Origin of the sequence: Dyadobacter sp. CECT 9275 (assembly GCF_907164905.1) — a bacterium.
Classification (GTDB): Bacteria; Bacteroidota; Bacteroidia; order Cytophagales; family Spirosomataceae; genus Dyadobacter; species Dyadobacter helix.
In genome coordinates this window covers 2,474,593-2,496,298 of sequence record NZ_CAJRAF010000002.1, presented here as the reverse complement: position 1 = coordinate 2,496,298, position 21,706 = coordinate 2,474,593, and the positions used below count along the sequence as shown (strand labels likewise).

Below are 21,706 nucleotides of genomic sequence, written 5' to 3'. Positions count from 1 at the left end.
GGCGTTATAAAAACCTGGGGTTTAGGAATAGATTAAAAAAACTTAATTACAGCGCTACGCTGAAATGGTAATTACCGGATTGTACGAGCAAAGAGGTACCTTTTTCATTTGTTTCGACAATCCGGATATCTTTTGATCCGCTGATAGCCTGACCGTTTTCAGTGATATTTTTACCCTTTGGCAAAAACACTGTCGCAGTAGTATTAGCGGGAATCTGTACATTCAATTTAAAGTTGTTTGTATCCTGTTTCCAGTCTACGGAAATTTTACCGGCAACAGAATTGTATGATCCTTTTGCCCACGTCAGGCTTCCGCCCACAACTGGTTTAACGATAAAATGCTTATAACCAGCCGTCTCTGTATTGATCCCCAATATGCTGCGGTACATCCATTCGCCCACTGCACCAATGGCATAGTGATTAAAGGAGTTCATGCCCACATTCTGGAAACCACGGCCTTTTACATATCCGTCCCAGCGCTCCCAAATGGTGGTTGCTCCCTGGTCTATGGAGTAAATCCAGGAGGGGAAACGGCGGCTTTCCAGCAGTTTGTAGGCTATGTCGTTGTAACCAAAGGCCGTAAGCTGGTTCATCATCCGGATGGTTGTCTGAATACCGGTTGAAATCCTGAAATCATAATCCTTGATAGCCTGTACCATGTGTGCAGCGGCCTGTTCACGCAAATTGCGGGGGATGAGATCAAAATCCAGGGCGATGGCGTAACCCGCCTGGGTGTTTCCTTTCACTCGGCCATCTGCATCAACGTATTCCTCCACAAATCTGGACCTGATAGCGGTGGCCAGTGAATCAAAAAACCTATGATCCTTCTGGTGGCCCAACAATTTGGCCGCTTTTGCCACGGTTTGAGTAGAATGCTGAAAAAAGGCTGTTGAATAAATATCATCCGGTACTTTCCCACCTTCCTTGGGATAATCCTTGGAGATAATAGTATTTCCGTTCAGCCAGTCTCCGTACATGTTTCCCCTTGCATTTTTCCAGATCAGATCGGGATTTGACTTCATTATGAACACGATGTATTTTTTCATAGAGGTGTACTGGGCGGCCAAAATGGAGGTATCTCCATAATTTTCATACAGGCGCCAGGGCACCAGTACGCCGGCATCTCCCCAGCCGGGCGAATTGTAAAAGTTGTTCCAGATACCCACCTGCGGTGCAAAATCGGGATAACGTCCTTCGGGCCGCTGGGAATCTCTGATATCCCTCACCCATTTGGTGAAAAACGCAGCCATATCAAGGTTGTAAATTGAAGTTTGTGCAAAAACCTGTGCATCGCCCATCCATCCGGCGCGCTCGTCTCTTTGAGGACAGTCCGTTGGGACGGAGTGCATATTACCCCGCTGGGTCCATAAAATATTGGACCATAATTTATTAAGATCCTGAGACGAGCTTTCGAAACTACCCGCCAAAGGTGAAGCAGAAGCCACCACTTTGCCTGTCACATCCCCCAGGTCAGGTTCTCGGGTAAGTCCTGATATCTCAACGTATCTGAACCCATGGTAGGTAAAGCGGGGTTCGTAATCTACTGAATTTCCTGCCCCTGGTGTATATACGTCCATTTGTTTCGCACCTCTCAGGTTAGCTACATAAAGCATACCCTCATCGTCCAGCACTTCGCCATGCCTGAAAGTAATATCACGTTGCGGATTGTAATTCAGTTTCAGGTTCACCCAACCGGCTATGTTCTGCCCCAGGTCAAAAACGTAGGTGCCTTCCTTTACTTTAAACATTTTCACCGGCCTGATCTCCTGAATAATTTTGATAGGTTCGTTAAGCTGTGCGCTGAGTGTCTTGGCGATCGTAGGGTCGACAGTTACAGGCTTCCACTGCGAATCGTCAAAATCAGCATGCAGCCACCTTTCCGGCAGCAACCCGGCATTGAAGAATTCCCCGTCAAAAAGCGAGGCCCTTTGGATCGGACCGTTTTCCAGTAATTTCCAGCTGCCATCGGTCACGATCTGCCCCTTCGTTCCATCTTCATAGACAATTTCTAACTGGCCGATCAGCCTTCGGTCAAAGCCATAGGAACCACGGTCGGGATGAGAAAAAATAGAACCTGCATACCAGCCATCTGCCAGCATCGCGCCCATTACATTTACCCCGCTTTTGAGAGATTCGGTGACGTCATAGGTCTGGTACTGAACTCTTTTGTGATAATCCGTCCATTCCGGGGCCAGCACCTGGGTACCCGCTTTTTTCCCGTTAACGCTGAATTCATACAGGCCAAGTGCACTGGCGTAAAGCGTTGCTTTTTTCACCTTTTTATGCAATGTAAAGGTTTTACGGAGTAAGGGCGAAGGTGGGATAGGCAAGCTGAACGACTTATGGTCCGGATTACTTTTGTAGAAACCATCGGTCAGCTTTTCGGGAAGCCAGTTTTCGTAGGAAAACGGCGGATATAGGTTATAGGAAACAGCCGTCGTCGTTTTTTTATTCAGCGCAATATTTTTGGATGCGGCGTTCATCACTTCCAGCTCAGCAAAAGCAAATGCATACTTGCCCTCTTCCAATTTGTCAAGCTTATTAACCACCACCCTCAGGTACCTGCCTTTCGTCGATGTTACATTTTTTACGTAAGGTGCAAGTCCTTTTTTGATATAGTCCTGCTTACTTTCATCGGCTATGACGCTGGAATTTTTGAAGTCGGGCGTGTTGGAAAGTTCCACTTTAAAGCGTTTCGGGAACAGGTATCCGTCTGGAATTTTTTTATAATCCACCGGATAGAGCCTGATCTGACGGACATCCTCAACTGCGCCCAAATCAATCGCAACCCATTGGTTTTTAGCATTTTTATCCGAAACAAAGTCGGACTGAAAGCCGTAATTGATATAATATTGCTGCTCATAAGGAATTTGCTGCTCCGGTGCGCCTATCCACTTGGCCTGCCAGTCCGCTTTGGTGAGCAAGCCCATGGACCAGCTGGCTATAGTACTCCAGGCTCCGGCATTTTTATTGGCATCCCAGGCCCTTACTTTCCAGAAATATCTGGTTTTGGACTGAAGCTTTTTTCCGGAATACGGTATCTGGCTGCTTTGCGACGACATTACCTTTTTCGAGTCCCAGGCATCTGCCACATCTTTTAAGAGCAGCAGCGAGTCGGTACCGACCAGGATCTGGTAGCCCGACTGAAATTGGGACCTCGTATCCGAAGCAAGTTCCCAGCTCAGGCGGGGCTGCAGTACATCTATTCCAACCGGATTCACAAGGTATTCCGTTCTGAGCTGATCTGTTTTCAAAGCGACAGACTGAGGCGTGCCATAGGATAGGGTGGCAAACAGGATCAGGAGATTTGAGCAAAAAATCTTCATTTCTATAGGTTAAAGGTGAGTAGCGGGCTCGGTACTAATAGTAATTAAAGAATAATATTTATTAGTTTGGAAAGTGCATTATTTAATATGTATTAAATAATCTATAAATACTTACAATTATTGATATGTAAACTTACCAGTTTTGAAAGCGTAAGACTTCCAGTTTCGTAGCAAAAAATAATACTTTTATAGCATCTTTATAACTCATATGTAACAAATCTGGCGAAGTATCACCAGATCCAATGATTTGGGGTAAAATCCTGCCGTGTAATGCAGCTTCAAAATGGCAGGTTAAGACTCCATTACAGGACCGATTAGCGGGATTATCCTTAATGCTATCTTAATCATCACACTTGCTGGTATCTGGAAATTGATCCTTAATTTAGGGTACTGATACTACCTGAACTTCCTTAATCATGACTGAATTAGACCGTCGTAAGTTTATCAAAATCGCCGCGGGAGCCGGTGCCGCATTAAATTTTCTGCCGGCCCTTATCCAAAAGGCGCTGGCCGTAGAGGCACACAATAGCTCAAAATCAATCCAGGATGTAAAGCATATTGTGATCCTGATGCAGGAAAACCGATCCTTTGACCATTACTTTGGTACCATGCGTGGTGTCCGAGGTTTTGGTGATCGTTTTCCCATCCCGTTAGAAAGCGGCAAAAATGTATTTTTTCAATCCGACGGACAAAAAGAAATACCGCCTTACCGTGCCGACAAAAGAACGATGAACGCAGCGCTTGTCAACGGTACTCCACATGATTTTCCTGATACCCAGGCCGCCTGGAACCAGGGCAAATACGGTTTCTGGCCACTTTTCAAAACACCGTATTCCATGGCTTACTATACCCGCGAGGAAATCCCGTTTCAGTATGCCCTGGCCGAATCCTTTACCATCTGTGATGCTTACCATTGCTCAATAGCCACAGGTACCGACCCGAACCGTATTATGTTTTGGTCGGGATCCAATTTCAATCCTGAGAAACGGGCGGCAGGTATCAATTGTACCGACGAAGATTCTGAACCTGTGAACCTCAGATGCTGGCCTGAACATGCCGAAGGAACCAATAAACCTGGGCGTATGCCAGAGCCTGGGTACGTGTACCGCGGTTCTTCTTTCAAATGGGACACCATCCCCGATGTGCTCGAAAAAGCAGGTATCAGCTGGCGGATTTATCAGGATCCTAACGACAACTGGAATGGAGCTATGCACGGCTGCCTGGCTTTTGAAAGTTTTCGCACTGCAAAACCGGGCTCGCCCATCTATGAAAACGGTATGCGGCACTGGTCGCTGGACGACCTCACCGGACATGTTAAAAACAATACCCTTCCGCAGGTAAGCTGGGTATTGCCATCACAAAGTAATTCGGAACATCCGAACGGGCCGTCGAGTCCCAACCGGGGAGGGGATTTTACCCATCAGGTACTGGCGGCCATCACGGCTAATCCGGAGGTATGGAGCAAAACGGTTTTCTTTCTCACTTTTGACGAAAACGACGGTTTGTTTGATCACTTGCCTGCTCCAGCAGTTCCCTCGTATAATCTGGACGGGTCGCTGGCGGGAAAATCAACACTGGACGTAGCGGGCATGTATTTCAATAATGATAAGGGAACCCAACCTTTTCCTAATCCTTTCAACGCTGCGAGTATGCTAAAAGGCGGCCGCAAGAGTGAAAGGGTATACCAGGACAAGCGGGACACCATCAGCGGCAATATCCGCCCCTGGGGAATGGGTCCCAGAGTACCGATGTATGTGATTTCTCCGTGGAGCAAGGGTGGCTGGGTGGATTCCCAGGTAACAGACCACACCTCCGTGGGCCAGTTCCTTGAAAAACGTTTTGGGATTCACATTCCGGCCATCAGCCCCTGGCATCGTGCGGTGAGCGGAGACCTCACCTCCGCTTTTGATTTCGTAAACCCCAATGATCCGGTATTTCCCCATTTGCCTGCCACAAGTAATTATGCTGAGACAGAAGCTGCCTCCCGCCTGTTGCCCCGGGCCTCCGCCCCTGACAATCCTGCACCACTGTTTCAGGAAAAGGGGACGCGCTTTTCAAGGGCATTGCCTTATGATTTACATACTGATGCTCATGTTACAAAAGGGGAAGCCAAAATCAGTCTTAAGTTTGGCAATACCGGAAAAGCCGGGGCCGTATTTCATGTATATGATTTAAAACACCTGGATAAAATTCCAAAACGCTATACGGTGGAAGCCGGTAAAACCCTTAGCGATGCATGGGACTTGTCTGCCGATCAAGGACGGTACGATCTGGAAGTGTTTGGTCCGAATGGCTATTTCCGCAAGTTTTCAGGGAAGACCGATGCACTGTTTCCAGAGGTAGCGGTCAGGTATGATCACAAAAAGGGAGGTGTCAGTCTGAAAATCCATCACGAAAACGCCAAACCGGTTACCGTTGAAATTATTGCCAATGCCTACGCTTATGGCGGCCCGTGGCTGCTGGAGGTATTGCCAAAAGGATCGGTAAAAAAAGAATGGACACTGGCCCAAAGCGGCAACTGGTATGACTTTACCCTCAAAACATCCGATGGAACGGAGTTTCTCCGCAGATTTGCCGGGAGGGTCGAAACCGGGAAGCCCGGAGTAAGTGATCCGGCGATGGCCAGTGAAATTTGAAAATTAACGGGTATACCCTGAGATTTGAAATCCACCATACATAGGAAACAGGATTTAACGCCACAGTCCGCCGGAGGGCTGTGGCAAAACCAGATCTTGCTCAGGCCTGGCGGGCAGAGGTGCATTTTTCAGTATATCTTCTGACTGACATTTGAATTATATTTGTAGATTGTAAAAACAAAAGTCAAATTCACTTTCAGATTTGATCTCGGGTCATGATTAAACAGATTAGAATTACAAATTTTTGTAGCTTCCATGAATCAGAAATTGATCTGGACCCTAATGTTAATATTTTAATTGGGATTAATGGATCCGGGAAATCCAACTTTTTAAAAGCTGTAAAACTTTTAAGGGAAGGCGTTTCGGGAATTGGACTACAGAAGCATTTAATAGATAATCTGGGTGGATTTGATAATGTGTTCTTCAAAGGATCAAATTCGCATCACCTTACAGACGCCATAAGCATAAGGTATACTTTTGATGGTGATGCCATCACTAATGGGAAATATGGCTTTAAATTCACCGATGACATTTTGTATACCATAACCCTTACAAGATCTCCAAGTTTACAGAATTTTAATGTACATGAAAAGATCGAAAGTCAGCGAGGTTATATTTACCTCGATTTTACAAATGGAGTAGGGCATCTTGCAGAAAAGAGCGATCCCGGTGAGAAACCCAAACTGATCAGATACAGCGACTATGACCCACAAGGGCTTGTTTTAAAGGAGGTTAGTGATAGCGACCGATACTATGCACTTACCACCTTACGAAAGGCAATCAGAGACGTCATGGTTTACGATTATTTCGATACCACACCCAAAAGCCCTATTCGCAAGGCTGTCTTGGCTACATCGGATAAACGGCTTGCTTCTGATGGGACAAATCTTCCGCAAATACTGAATACCATAAAAATCAATTACAAACAGCAATACAGAAAAATTGTTGAGATGTTAAACGAGGTAAATCCAAATTTTACCGGTTTCGATTTTAACTTCATTAGTGGTAACAGCAGTATTGAACTAATGCTTGAGGAGCATGGCCTTGATAGTTCAGTTCATGTATCCGGTATTTCTGATGGGACTTTGCGTTACCTATGCCTTTTGGCGATTTTATATAATCCAGATCGGGGAAGTTTTATTTGCATCGACGAACCCGAAGTTGGCCTTCATCCGGACATGATTCTTAATGTTGCCAATGCTGTTAAAGAAGCATCTGAGAAATCCGCTATGGTTATCTCCACACATTCGGAAAATCTGCTCAACTATTTTGATTTGCAAAATGTACGGGTTTTTGACAAGGACGATACTAACGCGTCCAATGTAATTTCTTATGATGCCGCGAATTTTAACGGATGGTATGAGCAATTTTCCCTTGGTCATATGTGGAAGCAAGGTGATCTGGGAGGAGTAAGGTATGGCGCTTAAAAAATATTGTTTATCGAAGGAGAGTCGAACAGCCCTAATGGAGATCTCAGGCAAGGTTTTTCAAAACTTTTATCCAAAGCGTTAAATAATAATCTGCCTCGTATTATTCTTGGTGACGGAAAATGGCTGACGATTGATAAATTTTTGCACAAAAATATTCCAGGAGATTTATTCCTGCTACTCGTTGATTTAGATGGGAAAGAAGATAGCCGGGAACGTGATATTCGGGAGAATAATCTAACGGATGTCAGGGATAACGTTTTTTATATGATACAGGAGATGGAAAGCTGGTTTCTATCTCAACCGACAATCTTGGACAAGTTTTACGGTGTCGATCATAATGGCAAAAAGGTTTCAGACAAAATGACAATAAAGAAACCTATTGATTTTGAGTATCCTGATAAAGAACTTAAAAAGATTACGAAAACTTCAAGAAAAGGTGAATACCATAAGATTAAACACGCTGTTGAACTTCTGAAATTGTTGGACAGTAACCTTTTGGAGGTGGAATTTGCTGATTACAAAAGGTTGGTTAAGAAACTCAGATAATTCGCCCAGTGTCTACATGTTCTTTCCAGCGCCAGACACCTTCCAACATAATTCACGAAGATATTTTCCTGTTAACCGGGGTACTTAAGATCATCAAGTACATGCTTCCAGCAGAGTAGCAGAGAAGAACTTAGCAGGCTTACCAATAATCCGCGCCCGTCCGTTTATGCCTGTAAGGTGTCCGGAAGTGGACAATTTTATTTTATGAAATATAAGGTAAATTGCTTAAAATAAACAAGTTAAATGGTATGTTTTGGCATGGAACAGAATTTTTAACCATTAAGGTTCTTGCTTCAAAGGATATTCCGATTTGTCATCTGTAATCATCTGTACCATGTTTGAAAATTACTTTAAAATAGCGATCCGGAGTTTGTTAAAGAACAAGCTTTTCTCTTTTATCAATATTTTCGGACTGGCATTGGGGATGTCATGCAGCCTGCTGATCTGGCTTTGGATTAAAGACGAAATTTCATTTAACAGTTTTTACCCCAACCTTGAAAATATTTACAACGTACGGTCGGGCTCGGAATGGAAGGGCGAGTACAGCGTAGGGGATCCGGTTCCGGGCCCCTGGCTGGAGGCCATTCAAAAGGAGGTTCCGGAAGTGGCCGCCATTACCAAAATTACCTGGAACCGTAACCTGCTATTGAAAGCAGGAGAAAAGTCGACCAAGGAAAATGGAATTTATGCAACCTCTGATTTCTTCAAAGTTTTTCAGACACCTTTTGTGGCCGGAAACCCTAAAACAGCTATTGAGCAACCCACCTCCATCGCCATTTCCCGTAAACTGGCCGAAAAATATTTTGGCAAAACGGATGTAGTCGGCCGCACCTTCAGGCTGGACAATGCCACCGACCTCATTGTGAGCGCTGTGTTTGAGGATATTCCGCACAACTCTTCGGTACGTTTTGACTGGATCGTCAATTTTAAGGTTCAGGAACAGGACTGGATGAAGTGGTGGGGGAATTCCAGTTTTAAAATATATGCCTTACTCGCACCCAATGCCAATCCTCAGAATGCGGAAAAGGTCATGCAAAAGATCATCAAGAAAAATGCTCCGCCTCAGCTCATAAGCTTTCCGGTTATCCAGAGCATGAAGGATCATTATCTCTTCTCTGAATATGAAGGACTTAAAGCAACTGGCGGTCGTATTGAGTATGTGAGGGCATTCGGGATTGTTGCCATTTTCATACTGCTGATCGCCTGTGTGAATTTCATGAACCTGGCTACCGCCCGTTCGGTCAAAAGAGCCAAGGAAGTGGGTGTACGCAAGGTGGTAGGTGCGGAAAAGAAATTTCTGGTCGTGCAATTTATTGGGGAGTCGCTCATTGTGAGTATCCTGGCGGCGGTTCTGGCGCTCATTTTTGTACTGGTTTTACTTCCAGTGTTTAACCAGGTGGTCGAGAAACAGATCATCATCAATTTCACTGATCCTGTGCTGTGGCTCACACTTGTGGGGCTTGTGTGCATCACAGGTCTCGTAGCAGGCAGTTATCCGGCCTTGTATCTGTCTGCTTTACAACCTATCAGAATTTTAAAAGGGCGCCTTACTTTCTCAAATAAAAGTAACTACCTGCGCAAAGGACTGGTAGTGTTTCAGTTTGGCCTTTCTATATTTCTCATCATTGGCATGCTGGTGATCGGCCGGCAAATGAATTATATTCAAACAAAAAGACTGGGGCTTGACCGCGAAAATGTATTGTACATTTCGCTTGAAGGAGACCTGTACAAAAAACTGGAAGCATTTCGCCAGGAGATATTAAATTCCCCTTCCGTTGCCGCAGCTACCACCACAGGTGAATTGCCTACCGATATTAGCGGCCGCTCCGGCGACCTGGACTGGGCTGGCCGCGACAAAGAGCTCTCAAACACCGTAAGCGCCACCTATGCGGGGTATGATTTTGTCAAAACCATGAATATCAAAATTCTTTCCGGACGCGATTTTTCTCCGGAATTCCCCGGCGATACGTCCAATTATATCATCAATGAAGCAGCAGCCAAAATGATGAACATGAAAGATCCGGTGGGCAAGAAGGTGAAATTCTGGATGGGAGAGGGAACCATCGTCGGGCTGATGAAGGATTTCCATCTGAACTCCTTTCACAGAGCCATCGAACCGCTGATACTGGTCAATTACAAAGGGCAGAATACCGAATTTATGATGATACGGACATTGCCGGGTAAAACAGAAGAAGCCATAAAGCATATCGAAAACGTTACCCGCGCTTTCAATCCCAACTATCCTTTTGCCTATCATTTTCTGGATGAAGACTATGAGAAAATGTACCGCTCCGAGATGATTGTGAACACACTGATCAAATATTTCGGGATACTGGCCATTGTGATATCCTGCCTGGGATTACTTGGACTGGCAGCTTTTACAGCCGAGCAGCGTACCAAAGAAATTGGCATCAGGAAAGTAATGGGAGCCAACGTATCCAGTGTGGTGACGCTCCTGTCCAAAGAATTTGTAAAACTGATCCTGATTGCCATCGTCATAACTTCTCCCGTGGCATGGTATCTGATGAACAAATGGCTCAGCGATTTTATATACCACATTGATCTCACAGCGGATATTTTTATAATCTCGGGGGTAATCGCCCTCTCAATAGCCTTATTTACAGTGAGTTTCCAGAGCGTCAAGGCTGCGCTGATGAACCCGATAGCTTCTTTGCAATCGGAATAAAAAAATTAAGGTTCAGGTAATTCCCACGCCCTGGTTTTGTTGCAGAACCGGGGCGTTTCGCTTATTGATAAAGTTTTTGAACGGGCGGTATCAAAGTAGAAAGCATGGAGGAGGTTAATCCATAAAGGGCAGATACCAATTATGAAATTTCCTGATTTAAGGTCAAAGATTCTCCTGCACCTGATGTTGATACAGTGACGCCTGCAAGCGCAGCGATTTGTGCTTTAATTGAAACTGCTTGGGAGAAAGTTCGGTATACTGTTTAAACTGTTTGTTGAAATTGGAGACATTCTGAAACCCGCATTCATAACAGATCTGCAGGATACTGAACTGGTGCTGCATCAGTAGCTTACAGGCATATCCAACTTTCAGCTCAATCACAAATTGAGAAAACGGTTTCTGCATTCTTTGCTTAAAGTACCTCGAAAAGGCTGTAGGGCTCATGTGGGCAATATCGGCCGCATCGGTCAGACGGATCTGTGATTTGAAACTGTCCATGATATAAGCATGTACTTTATTGAGCCGGTCGTTATCGTTTTCGTTGATATACTGGCTGTATCCATCGCTGGATAAAAACATCAGATCTTCTGATCCTGCCAGCAAACTGAGTATCTGAAGCAGCTTGATCAGCTTTTCAACCCCGGATAAAGATCCGATCTGGTACATATGTGAGATGACCTGTGTCTGTGTCTGTCCTATAATTTTCATTCCGCGGCGCGACATCCGCAGGAATTTTTCAACTTCAGCCAGTTCCGGTGTCGAAAAGAACATTTTTCCTAAGAAATCTTCCCTGAAATGTATGACCAGTGCTTCCGAGAACACATCGGTATCAGGTAATGCAGCATCGGTTTTCCAGGTATGAGCTAAATTCTTGCCTATAAAAATCAGGTCGTTTTCCGTGTACCGGTCAATATGGTCGCCCACGAACCGGGTTCCGGAGCTTTTGATGATCAATGTCAGCTCATACTCGGAGTGGTAATGCCACAGGCCTGGAAAGCTGCCATGATACTTAAAGTGATTTACACTGAAAGAATCTGTTTCTGTTTTTTTGACTTTTAAAAGAAGCGGGTCCATGAAATATAAAGTACACCTTCCGTGGAAATTACCCTGAAATGGGTCTTGTTTTGCAACTTTTGGAGTGGAATTGGTATGCCGCTTTTCCCAAAACAATCAGAGCAGGAATCATAATGAATTCCTGCTCTGATTGTTCGTTATACCGGTAAGATAAAATGTGTTTCTCAGTTTTTAAGATTTGTGTTCCGGTCTTCCTGAGCCTGCGGAATAGGGAAAAACTCGCTTTCTCCTTTCACAAAGCCTTGCAGTACCATGGCGGCCTGGTCGGTTCTTACGAGGTCGTTGAACCGTTCACCCCACCATTCACATATAAATTCGGCATGGCGCTCATCCAGAAGTTGCTGAATGGTGGCTTTGGTAAGCGGTGTAAGGCCCACCCGCTGACGGACCAGATTCAGAGGAGCATCTCCGCTTTGTCCTTTCCGGATTTTAACTTCAGCATTCATCAGCAAAACTTCCGCGTAACGGAACACCCGAACATTGTTGTTGGCACCATACCAGCCTGTTCTGCCGGGAGTCATTTGTGATTTGGGGAAGTAAGCCTTTCCATTGAAATATTTTTTTCCGGAAGTGTTGCCAGAAATGGTATCTCCGTCGGGAGTTACACTATATGTGCCCGGCCTACCGTCAATGCCGGAAAGTTGAATGGTCGTTTTTTGCCTGATTGCGTCATTGCGATCTTTAAGGAATTTAACGGCAGCGTCGGAAGGTATCAGCCAGCCACTTCCGTTGATCGGATCACCGTAAGTATTCTCCGGGGCCTGAAAAAGATAAAAGTTGTCCCATACCTGGCCACCGGAAGTAACTACGTCGCCTGTTGGATTCCCGAAGTCGGTATATTGGAATTCCAGTATTGATTCGTTGGAAAGTTTTCCTGGTTTTTTCCATAACTGATAATAATCCGGGAAAAGTGAGAATTTCCCGCTGTTTATGATCTGTTCCGTAGTTTCCAGTACGGTATCCCAGTAAGCACTTCCGTTATCATTGCCTGCCAGGTCCATTGCCGCTTTGGCCTTCAGGAATAATGCCGTGTATTTGGTGACGCCTCCCTGATGAGTGGCCTCGTTGGGGCGGGCATCTTCCAGATTGGCAATACAGAAATCCATTTCAGTGATCACGTGCTTTCTTACATCCTCAACCTTGCTTTTGCCTACAGTCCCCAGATAGGCAGGATCCACACTTTCAATGCCCAGAATGGGCACGTCTCCAAAAGAGCGGCTTACGAAGTAATGCAGCAGAGCTCTCAGAAAACGCACTTCGGCCTGGTAACGGACCAGGAGTTTTTTATTCGCTTCGTCAGAGGCGCTGATATTTGCTCCGAATTTATCCAGTTCCGTCAAGGCACTGTTACAGGTTAGGATGGAACCGTAATATCTGCTCCACATATCGTCCAGGGCCCAGAAGCCTTTGATTACAGCACCGCTTTTATAAGTGTGAATCAGCTCATTTACTTCACTGTATCCTGTGCGCGGGTCGATGTCATCGCTCTGTGAAGCTTTGATGAATGTGTGAACCCAGGAAGCAAATCCTCCTTTGCTCACTGAAGAGTAAGCTCCTGACACTGGCTGGTACATCCGGTTCATATCGGTGTAGTCGATCGTTACAGACGGTGCCTGATTTTCGAGCGGATTGTCTAAGAAGTCGGAGCAGCCGGACACAATAAAAAGCGAGGCAGTCAGCAGACTTAAAATCCATATTTTATGTTTTCTATTTTCCATTGCAAAAAGAGTAATGTTTAAAACCAGAATTAAAAAGTGGCTCTTACGCCGATGCTATAGGTAGATGATATCGGGTATACGTTGGCATCGTACCCGATTCCGGATATTTCCGGTGTAAAACCGGAGTACTTCGTGAAAATCAGAGGCCGGTCTGCAGTAGCAAAAACACGCATGGATACCGGCGATTTGTCGCCAATCTTGAAGTTATACCCAAGTTGCACATTCTGCACGCGCAGATAAGAACCATTTTCGACAAAGAAGGAAGCGCCCTGCGGCCGGTTCCAGGATCTGGAAAGTGCGAAAGCAGAAGGATACGAATTGGTGGAGCCGGGGCCGGTCCAGAGGTTTTCGTAAAACTCTGCATCCAGGTTGAGCGACGACTGCCCTTTGACGTATCTGCCGCGGTTGAGGTTCATTATTTTATTGCCTGCCACACCCTGGAAAACCACGCTGAAATCAAAACGGCCGTAAGTAAGGCTGGCATTAAAGCCATAGGTAACTTTTGGCAGGTAAGATCCCAGGAAGGTACGGTCGCCGTCGTCACGGATTCCGTTGCCATTCCGATCCCGGTACTTGAAAAAACCTGGCTGTACTGTGCCGGGTACGGCCGCGTTCGCATTCACGGCTACGGGGTCCGCATCTATTTCCTGTTGGTTCTGATAAATACCGATCACATCATATCCATAGAAATACTGAATGGGCTGTCCCACTTCTATGCGGTTCGGGAACTCGGCCATCCACTCGGAATATCCGCCAGGAATGTTAAGCAGTGAGCCGATATCGGTAACCTTGTTGTTGAGGGTGGAAAGATTTGCACCGATCTGATAACCCAGTTTCCCGATCTGATGATTCCAGCTCAGGGAGACGTCGACCCCGCTGTTTTCCATGGAAGCCCAGTTGCCGTAAATGTTGGGAGCTCCAAATGGGAACGACCTTTCCAGGGCCACGTTGCTGGTTTTACGGTTGTAGTAATCAACGGAACCCTTCAGCTTGTTTTTAAGAAGTTCGAAATCAATTCCGAAATCCCATTCTGTGACTACCTCCCAGGTGATGTTGGCGAAGAAATTGTTTACAGTATACCCAGGGACATACTGCCCGTTGGACGTACCGGTAGAACCAAAAATAGATGAACCCTGATTTCCTACCGTTACGCTGGCATAGCCTGAGTTGGGGCGGATACCGTCATTTCCCAGCTTACCCCAGCTTCCCCGCAGTTTGAGAAAGTCAAACAGGTCCTGGTCTTTCATGAAATTTTCGTGGCTCAATACCCACCCAAGGCCAAGGGAAGGGAAATACCCCCACTTGGTTTGGTATTTAGAGCTGCCATCGGCGCGGAAAGTGGCGGTCAGAAGGTACTTACGGTCAAAGTCATAGGTACCGCGTGCAAAGAAAGACACCCCTCTGTTACGGTATCCGTCTTCATCATAATAGGCACTGTTAGGCGTTCCCTGCCGGGTATACCAGAACTCCTCGTCGGCCGGAACGTTATCAGCCGAAACCCGGGTCATCCGCCATTGTTCCTGCCGGGATGATTGTCCGAGCAGCACAGTCCAGTTGTGCGATCCTATACCATCCCTGTAGGTCAGCAGGTTGTCAAGAATATAGTTGGTGGTACGCTCCTGCGTAGACGCCAGATTGGAGACAAGCACGGCCGTTCCCAGCGAACGCTGAGGTACATAATTGGCCCGGAGACCTGATGAATAGAGCTGGCTGAGCTGCGAGCGAAAGGTGAGCCGGTTTTCCCAGAAATCTGCTTCCGCGTAAACAGATGGTAAAATCTGGAACTGTTTCAGCCTGTTGAAATTGTAATAGGCCTGCGCAATTGCATTTTCATCTCCTCTGCCAATGAGACCGCTGTTTGCAAACTTTACCGGGAATGCGTTTACGTTCTTGTCGTCATAAACAGGAAACAGGGGCGAGGCGGTATAAGCCGTCAGGAACGCTTGGTTGTTAGGAAAATGGGTGGTGGAGTTGTTGAAGATAGAAGTGAAACCCAATTTCAGCCAGGAGAAAGCCTTTGCCTCCATCTGCAGGCGGAAATTGTACCTTCTGAAATCATTTTTAGCCTCCATCACCCCATTTTGGTAGGTGTAATTAAAACCGGCCGTATAGGTCACCTTGTCGCTGCCTCCCTGAACATCCACACCCTGGTTGGTGATCAGCGCTTGTTTTCGCAGCAGGTTTTTGTACCAATCGGTGCTGGTGGAGGGATTTAACCCGCTGCCCCCATACCTGGCTACTGATTCTCTCACAGACCCGGAGTCGGCTGGTGTCCGCCATTCCAGTGCATAAGCTGCAAACTGCTGCCCGTTGGCCATTTTGGGGACGTTGGTGGGCATCTGCAAACCGGCATATCCGTTGTAAGTCACCCTGGTTTTCATGTTTAGCTTCCCTTTTTTGGTGGTGATGATCACCACGCCATTGGCGGCGCGTACCCCATAGATGGCCGCTCCCGAGGCATCTTTCAGTACCGACATGTCTGCAATGTCGTTGGGGTTTAAGAAGCCGATGTCGTCCACAAACATACCATCCACTACGTATAACGGATTGGAATTGTTGAACGAGCCTATCCCGCGAATCCTCACACTGGGCGAGCTTCCCGGCGACCCGCTCGTTACCACCTGCACGCCCGGCACGCTTCCCTGCAGCGCTTCCATGGGCGTAGCCGTGGTCCGTTTCAGCATATCATCCGTATTAATGGTGGAAACGGGTGCCGTCAGATCGCCCTTTTTCTGCGTTCCGTACCCGATGACCACCACATCGGAAAGCTGCGTGACATCGGCAGCGAGGACGACGTCAATCACTGATTTCTGACCCACAATTATTTCCTGGGTTACATAACTTACCGAGGAAACCACCAGGACCGATGCCTGGTCGGGCACTTTGATACTGAAAGCCCCATTTTCGTCGGTAGCGGTTCCGACCGTTGTACTCTTTACAAGAATGGTTGCGCCGGGAATTACGGCTCCGGTTTCGTCCTTCACAGTTCCTGTGACATCAAGGCTCTGAGCGAGTGAAATGGACCCAAATGTTAGCAGCAACAGGATCAAAAGAGTAAAGGTTTTTAGACGATTTTCTTTCATACGTGTAATGGTTTAAAATAAATCATATTATTGGTTGATAAAGTACCATTCGCAATTTAATACTAAATTTTAAACATACCTTGCAAGAGATACTGGTTGGCCGAAGACTTAATATGAAACCGCCTGTTTATAACTGATACCAGAGGTTGAGGAGACCAAAGAAGGCAGTTTGCCCTTTAGGTTGCTGCGGGAAAAATGCACGGATCTATACTATTGGCAACCAGCCCAAAGCAGCAAAGATTAAAAATATGGCCTGGTGGGAGATCACAAACGCCCCAGGCTGGCCGGGGCGTTGAAGTGGTGTCTGGAGGTAAATTGAAAATTTATTAACCGGATAATTAATCTTTGGCGCAAAAGTCCGGTGATTAAGGAAGAAATCCCAATAGTTACTATATTTAGTATAGTAAAAAAACATCTTTTCAGAGGACGCGAGAGTATGGGATATCAGGACGCTGCGTGGGGATCTGTCGCGAATTTTTGGATCGCTTCCGAGGTCGCTGGTGTAAACAGGTTTACCAGATTGCCATCGGGGTCACGGAACAAAAGAGATTTATTCCCCCAGGGCATCATGGTTGGTTTTTGAACGATATAGGGCTGAAGAAAATCGCTCAGCCTCTCATATTCCTTCTCAACATCGTCTACCATAAATTCGATGATGGCGCTATGGTTTTCACCCGCCTGGGCGACACTTTCACCACCGAAAAACTGTAATGTTCTGGTACTGCCTATAGCCAGCGTGGCGGTTTTCGTCTTTAGTTCCGCAAAGTCAGGGGTATACTGTTTAATAGAAGCCTGCGTGATTTCTGCATAAAACGGTATTAAGCGATCAATCTGCGCTGTAATGATGCGAATGGATACTAGATTCATTTTATCGGTCTTTTAAATGAGGACCAAAAATAAATCCTGCTCCTGACAACAGTATGTCAGGAGCAGAGCCCTTTTTTTAGAAAATTTTATGATGTAAAGCCTGTCCTATGCTGACAATCTATACCCTTCGTTTCACATGCTGCGGATTCTTGAAAGGTACACAATGCACAACAACATGGAAACTGATGCCGCTAGACAGGTCAGGGCAGGCAGCATAAAAAAATACAGAAAACTTGTCACACCAAAACCTAGGATACAGATGGTAACCGGTATCAGAATATTTCGAGTTAGAACTGGTTGTTTCTCAGCCTGGAAAGATAATATCCAGAGTATGCAGGCAAGGCATAGTAGTGTAAGAATGAGATTGAAACTCATTCCGGTGTAGTTCTCGTCATAGCTGCGCATTTGACCAAACATGTCAAATTTGTTTTCTGTCATATAGCGGATTACCTCTTTAGCTTTCGGGTCCGTCACCCGATGCCTGGCCAAATGTCCGGCACTATGTCCGACTGCAAAGAACAGGAGACACCCTGCCGCTATCCTTAGTAATGTTGCTGGCTTGATCATTTAATTTGCTTTGCTATAGGCGAGTTTAATCCAGTTAATCATCTCAATGTTTATTTCACTTGCTTTCTCAATTTTTATCTTATGTGTGCACATGACCCCAGCCCCTGTAATGGCTTCAAGTAATGGAGTAGCGGGCTGGCCTTTGAGGATCAGCTCAATCTCAAATCGCGTTTTTGTAGCCGGTTTCAGACAGGCAAACTGCTTTTTCCGCCTCAGACTGACGTACCCTTTTTTCGGGGCTATTTCAATGTCGGAACCGAAAGATGTAATCTGCGAAATGAGGGTGTCATATATGGCTCTCAGGTGCTCCTTGCCCTGGTACTGCTTTGTTATCAGTTGGTCATCTGTAAAAGAACCCGCATCGGTCCCATTGGCTCTGTGCACGATCAGATCCGCAAAAAACAGACCCAAACCGAAATTTTCTTTCAGCCATTTTACACTTTCGCCGTGCTTGCCTTTGTTGTTTTTCTTCGCGAAATCTGCCCATTCCGCCAGGCTTTTACCTGTGTTTGTTAACAGATTGGCCGCCATTGTTTCAGCTGTTACTTTGTCCATGCGTTTTGATTTGTTTAAAACAAAAGTAGCAGCGGCTGAAAGCATTAAATTGTAAAAAAGGGAAATAATCACCTTCGGTAAAATATTTTCCCGAAGTCATTCTTCAAATTGGCATAACGCCATGGCGTGTGCCCGGTAAATCTTTTGAACTCTTTGATGAAGTGGGCCTGATCATAATACAATTCGTATAAACTGTCCTTGTAGAAGTCTGTCTGTTCCGTATTGGCCCACAAATCATAGAAGGACTGAAACCTGACTATACCTGCATAGGTTTTGGGAGAAATGCCCAGGTGATCCTTGAAAAGCATATCCAGGTAGCGTTTGGAGTACCCTGATTTATCTACGAGGTCTTTGATTGTATACAGGCCCGAGGCGTTTTGGATCAGGCGTACCGAATCGTCAATCAACGCATTGTTTCTATTAGTCGACTGGATAATAGCAACTAGAAAGTTTTGCAACTCTGTAATTTTTTCCTCCAGATTCTGCGTATTTGAAAGTCGTTCCAAAAGGTTTTGGCCTGCCGCGCCATATATGTCAGAAAAGCTGTGTATTCTGTTGGAAACTTCGGAAGCTGATAATCTTGTAAAGCGGTGCAGTCCGTTTGGAGTAAGTTCTATGCCAATTGTTCCGGTGGCCCGGGATTTTGAAACCAGCGTGACAGGTCTGTCCCAGATGCCGATGAAGAAAATATCCTGTTCTTTGTAGTCTGTCTGGATACCGTTTTCTACCGTGGACAGGCCATTGCGGTAGGAATAAATAAACTTAGCCTTGCCATTCGGAGCAATTACTCGGCTGTCGTCCGTAGGTACTCCAAAATCGTTTTCAAAAACCCAGAAAGTGTCAATGAGATGAACCAGTTCTGGTCTTGGCAGGATGCGCTTTAGTATCATTGCAACACGTTGTTTTCAGAGGTGTTCGTTCTCAGGATGTTCTGTTCCATTTGGCTCTGTTGCCTTTTGAGCATGAAACAGTATGGCAGTCGGGAGTTACCTGTATCCAAATTTAATAATTGGTTTTGATAAAAATTGACCGAACCTTAAAATTAAATGAGCAGGTCCAAAGGGCATATTTTCCTGCTCCTGTACCAGGGTAATCCCTTCGTTCATGGGCCGTATTCAGAACCTTGGGTTTGTAAAGCTTCTGAACTGAAACATGCTGGGCTTGACGGGGAAGAGTGGTACAATCCAGGATTAATTTACAAAATGAAAAAAATAAAGGTAAAATTGTACCCTGTATTTTAACAGCCAGTCATTATAAATGGCAAAATTCGATGAGTCTGCTTCTGACGACAACGTATTGTGGAACTACTTCAGGAGTGGTGATGAAAATGCTTTTGGCGAAATTGCCCGGAAGTACTATCGAAGCCTGTTTACTTATGGGACGAAATTTTCCCGCGACCGGGAGTTTGTGAAAGATTGTATTCAGGACCTTTATTTTGAACTGTGGAGTAAAAGGGAAACGATTGGCGAAACCGATTTCGTTAAATTTTACCTGCTCAAATCCCTTCGCAGAAAAATACACCGTGAGAGCAGCAGGCGGAACTGGATTTCGGACGAAGGAGAACTCGACTTCGAAACCGATGACGGAGACCTGTCCATTGAGCAAAAAATCATAGAGTTTGAATCTAACGCCGAAAAGGTCCGGCTGATCAATCATCATCTTCCGCTTTTACCCAAACGGCAACAGGAAATTATCTACCTTAAGTTTTATGAAAACCTGGACAATGAGTCTATTGCGCAGGTGATGTCCATTTCAAGGCAGGCCGCTGCCAATCTGTTATACCGTTCGATCAAAGAATTGAAAGATCGGATTTAGACAAACAGTCTCCCGGATGAGGGGTCGGAATCTCTATTTTAAAAAAATAATATTTTTTTGATTATGATCCCCGCAGGGCTGCCTATGTATAGGTAGCAAGCATATCAATCATGAACAGGTACCAAGATTACTGTGTAGAGGATTTCGTTTTGGATGCAGACTTCCAGGGATGGGTCCGGTACGGAACGGCTTCCCAGGTGGCCTTCTGGAACAGCTACATCGCGGAATTTCCCCAGCAGGCTTCTGAAATCAGCGAGGCTCGTATATTGCTGCAAGGAATATACGTACGCTACGGTACCCACATCAGCGATGATGAAATTGCGTCAGAGATTACCGGTTTGATTACGCGGATACTGGAGGATAAAAAACAAAGGAGTGCCTCTGCCGGTGAAGATTCTTTCAAGAGCAAAAAATCATGGATCTGGGCAGCGGCTGCGTCTGTGCTGGTAGCGGCTTGCGGCCTTGCGGTTTGGTATGTGCTGCAGGCTACGCCGGGGACACAGTATACCGGACTGACAAAAGGGAAGTCGTTAGTAGAAAAGGTTAATCGTACTTCCTCCAAGCAAACCATACATCTTTACGACGGGAGTGTAGCTGTTCTTGAGCCCAATGCAAGCCTGAGTATTCCTCCTGCCTTTTCGGAGGAAAAGCGCGAAGTGTACCTTTCAGGGGAGGCTTATTTCAAAATTACAAAAGATATTGACCGCCCATTTCTGGTTTATACGCACAAGCTGGTAACACGGGTGTTAGGTACCAGTTTCATTGTCAGGGCATTAAAGGGCGATCAGGAGATTTCGGTAGAGGTAAGGGAAGGAAAGGTATCGGTTTTCAGGAAGGATGACTTCGAAAAGTCGGCATCTGGTACCCAAAATGAATCAAACGGCATTGTGGTAACACCCAATCAGAAGATCGTTCTGAATGCTGATGGGGACCGGATGGTCAAAACGCTCAGTGATGCTCCGGCCGTTGTACCTGGCGGTGTTAAGGTTTCCCGATTCGATTACAATAACACGCCGGTCAAGGATGTGCTTAATGATCTGAAAAATGCATATCAGGTGGATATCATTTTCGATGCTGATCTGATTTCCGACTGTCCTATCACGGCCACTTTGTCCAACCAACCATTGCTTGAAAAGCTTAACGTGATTTGTGAAGCCATTGAAGCCAAGTACGAGGTACTGGACGGCAAAATCATCATTTATGGTAATAGCTGCTTAAATTAAAAAGATACTGACAAATCCTAAACCTTTACTACCCTTATATGACCGACTCCCAGCTTACCTTTTAATCGCTTAAAAAAGGAGCCGGTATGCTACGAACATACCGGCCCTGATTTCATCCCATCGAGATTGCTCAAATCAAAACATCCTTACAAAAAAGGATGGTGGGATTGTTTTACCAATT

14 protein-coding genes are annotated in these 21,706 nt (G+C 45.7%); 6 read left to right on the top strand and 8 right to left on the bottom strand.

Annotation, left to right across the window (positions count from 1 at the left end):
• Positions 1-46: 46 nt before the first annotated feature.
• Positions 47-3,325 (bottom strand): family 78 glycoside hydrolase catalytic domain, encoded by a 3,279-nt coding sequence (locus KOE27_RS18080; RefSeq protein ID WP_215240223.1) that lies wholly within the window; start codon positions 3,323-3,325, stop codon positions 47-49.
• Positions 3,326-3,741: 416 nt separating this feature from the next.
• Here KOE27_RS18080 and KOE27_RS18075 point away from each other — a divergent pair, with 416 nt between their 5' ends.
• From KOE27_RS18075 to KOE27_RS18060, 4 genes are all read left to right on the top strand, one after another.
• A complete protein-coding gene (locus KOE27_RS18075; protein WP_215240222.1) occupies positions 3,742-5,961 on the top strand; it encodes a phosphocholine-specific phospholipase C in 2,220 nt (739 codons plus the stop codon).
• Positions 5,962-6,176: 215 nt separating this feature from the next.
• Positions 6,177-7,388, top strand: a complete 1,212-nt coding sequence (locus tag KOE27_RS18070) for an AAA family ATPase (protein WP_215240221.1) — start codon at positions 6,177-6,179, stop codon at positions 7,386-7,388.
• A gap of 6 nt (positions 7,389-7,394) precedes the next feature.
• Positions 7,395-7,937, top strand: a complete 543-nt coding sequence (locus tag KOE27_RS18065; RefSeq protein WP_215240220.1) for a DUF4276 family protein — start codon at positions 7,395-7,397, stop codon at positions 7,935-7,937.
• Positions 7,938-8,271: 334 nt separating this feature from the next.
• Positions 8,272-10,623, top strand: coding sequence for an ABC transporter permease (locus KOE27_RS18060; RefSeq protein WP_215240219.1), 2,352 nt, complete (start codon positions 8,272-8,274; stop codon positions 10,621-10,623).
• A gap of 162 nt (positions 10,624-10,785) precedes the next feature.
• Here the strand turns inward: KOE27_RS18060 and KOE27_RS18055 are convergent, their stop codons facing one another.
• The 7 genes from KOE27_RS18055 to KOE27_RS18030 all read right to left on the bottom strand — a co-directional run bounded on the left by KOE27_RS18055 (position 10,786) and on the right by KOE27_RS18030 (position 19,377).
• On the bottom strand, positions 10,786-11,697 hold the full coding sequence (locus KOE27_RS18055; RefSeq protein WP_215240218.1) for an AraC family transcriptional regulator: 912 nt from the start codon (positions 11,695-11,697) through the stop codon (positions 10,786-10,788).
• A gap of 164 nt (positions 11,698-11,861) precedes the next feature.
• Positions 11,862-13,415 carry a RagB/SusD family nutrient uptake outer membrane protein gene (locus tag KOE27_RS18050; protein ID WP_215240217.1) on the bottom strand — a complete coding sequence of 518 codons (1,554 nt, stop codon included), beginning with the start codon at positions 13,413-13,415 and terminating at the stop codon, positions 11,862-11,864.
• A gap of 29 nt (positions 13,416-13,444) precedes the next feature.
• Positions 13,445-16,498 carry a SusC/RagA family TonB-linked outer membrane protein gene (locus KOE27_RS18045; protein WP_215240216.1) on the bottom strand — a complete coding sequence of 1,018 codons (3,054 nt, stop codon included), beginning with the start codon at positions 16,496-16,498 and terminating at the stop codon, positions 13,445-13,447.
• A gap of 444 nt (positions 16,499-16,942) precedes the next feature.
• The gene (locus KOE27_RS18040; protein WP_215240215.1) at positions 16,943-17,365 is read right to left on the bottom strand and encodes a VOC family protein; all 423 of its coding nucleotides are present in this window, start codon (positions 17,363-17,365) and stop codon (positions 16,943-16,945) included.
• Between the two features lie 132 nt (positions 17,366-17,497).
• Positions 17,498-17,932, bottom strand: coding sequence for an LIC_13387 family protein (locus tag KOE27_RS30055; protein ID WP_406566859.1), 435 nt, complete (start codon positions 17,930-17,932; stop codon positions 17,498-17,500).
• Entirely contained in the window at positions 17,933-18,487 is a 555-nt protein-coding gene (locus KOE27_RS18035) for a DUF5655 domain-containing protein (RefSeq protein WP_215240214.1), read from the bottom strand. It lies immediately after the preceding gene.
• Positions 18,488-18,555: 68 nt separating this feature from the next.
• On the bottom strand, positions 18,556-19,377 hold the full coding sequence (locus KOE27_RS18030) for a helix-turn-helix domain-containing protein (protein ID WP_215240213.1): 822 nt from the start codon (positions 19,375-19,377) through the stop codon (positions 18,556-18,558).
• Between the two features lie 367 nt (positions 19,378-19,744).
• Between KOE27_RS18030 and KOE27_RS18025 the strand changes: the two genes are divergently transcribed.
• Together KOE27_RS18025 and KOE27_RS18020 are read left to right on the top strand one after the other, a co-directional pair.
• Positions 19,745-20,302, top strand: a complete 558-nt coding sequence (locus KOE27_RS18025; protein WP_215240212.1) for an RNA polymerase sigma factor — start codon at positions 19,745-19,747, stop codon at positions 20,300-20,302.
• 110 nt (positions 20,303-20,412) lie between these two features.
• Positions 20,413-21,525 carry a FecR family protein gene (locus KOE27_RS18020; protein WP_215240211.1) on the top strand — a complete coding sequence of 371 codons (1,113 nt, stop codon included), beginning with the start codon at positions 20,413-20,415 and terminating at the stop codon, positions 21,523-21,525.
• The last annotated feature ends 181 nt before the right edge of the window (positions 21,526-21,706 follow it).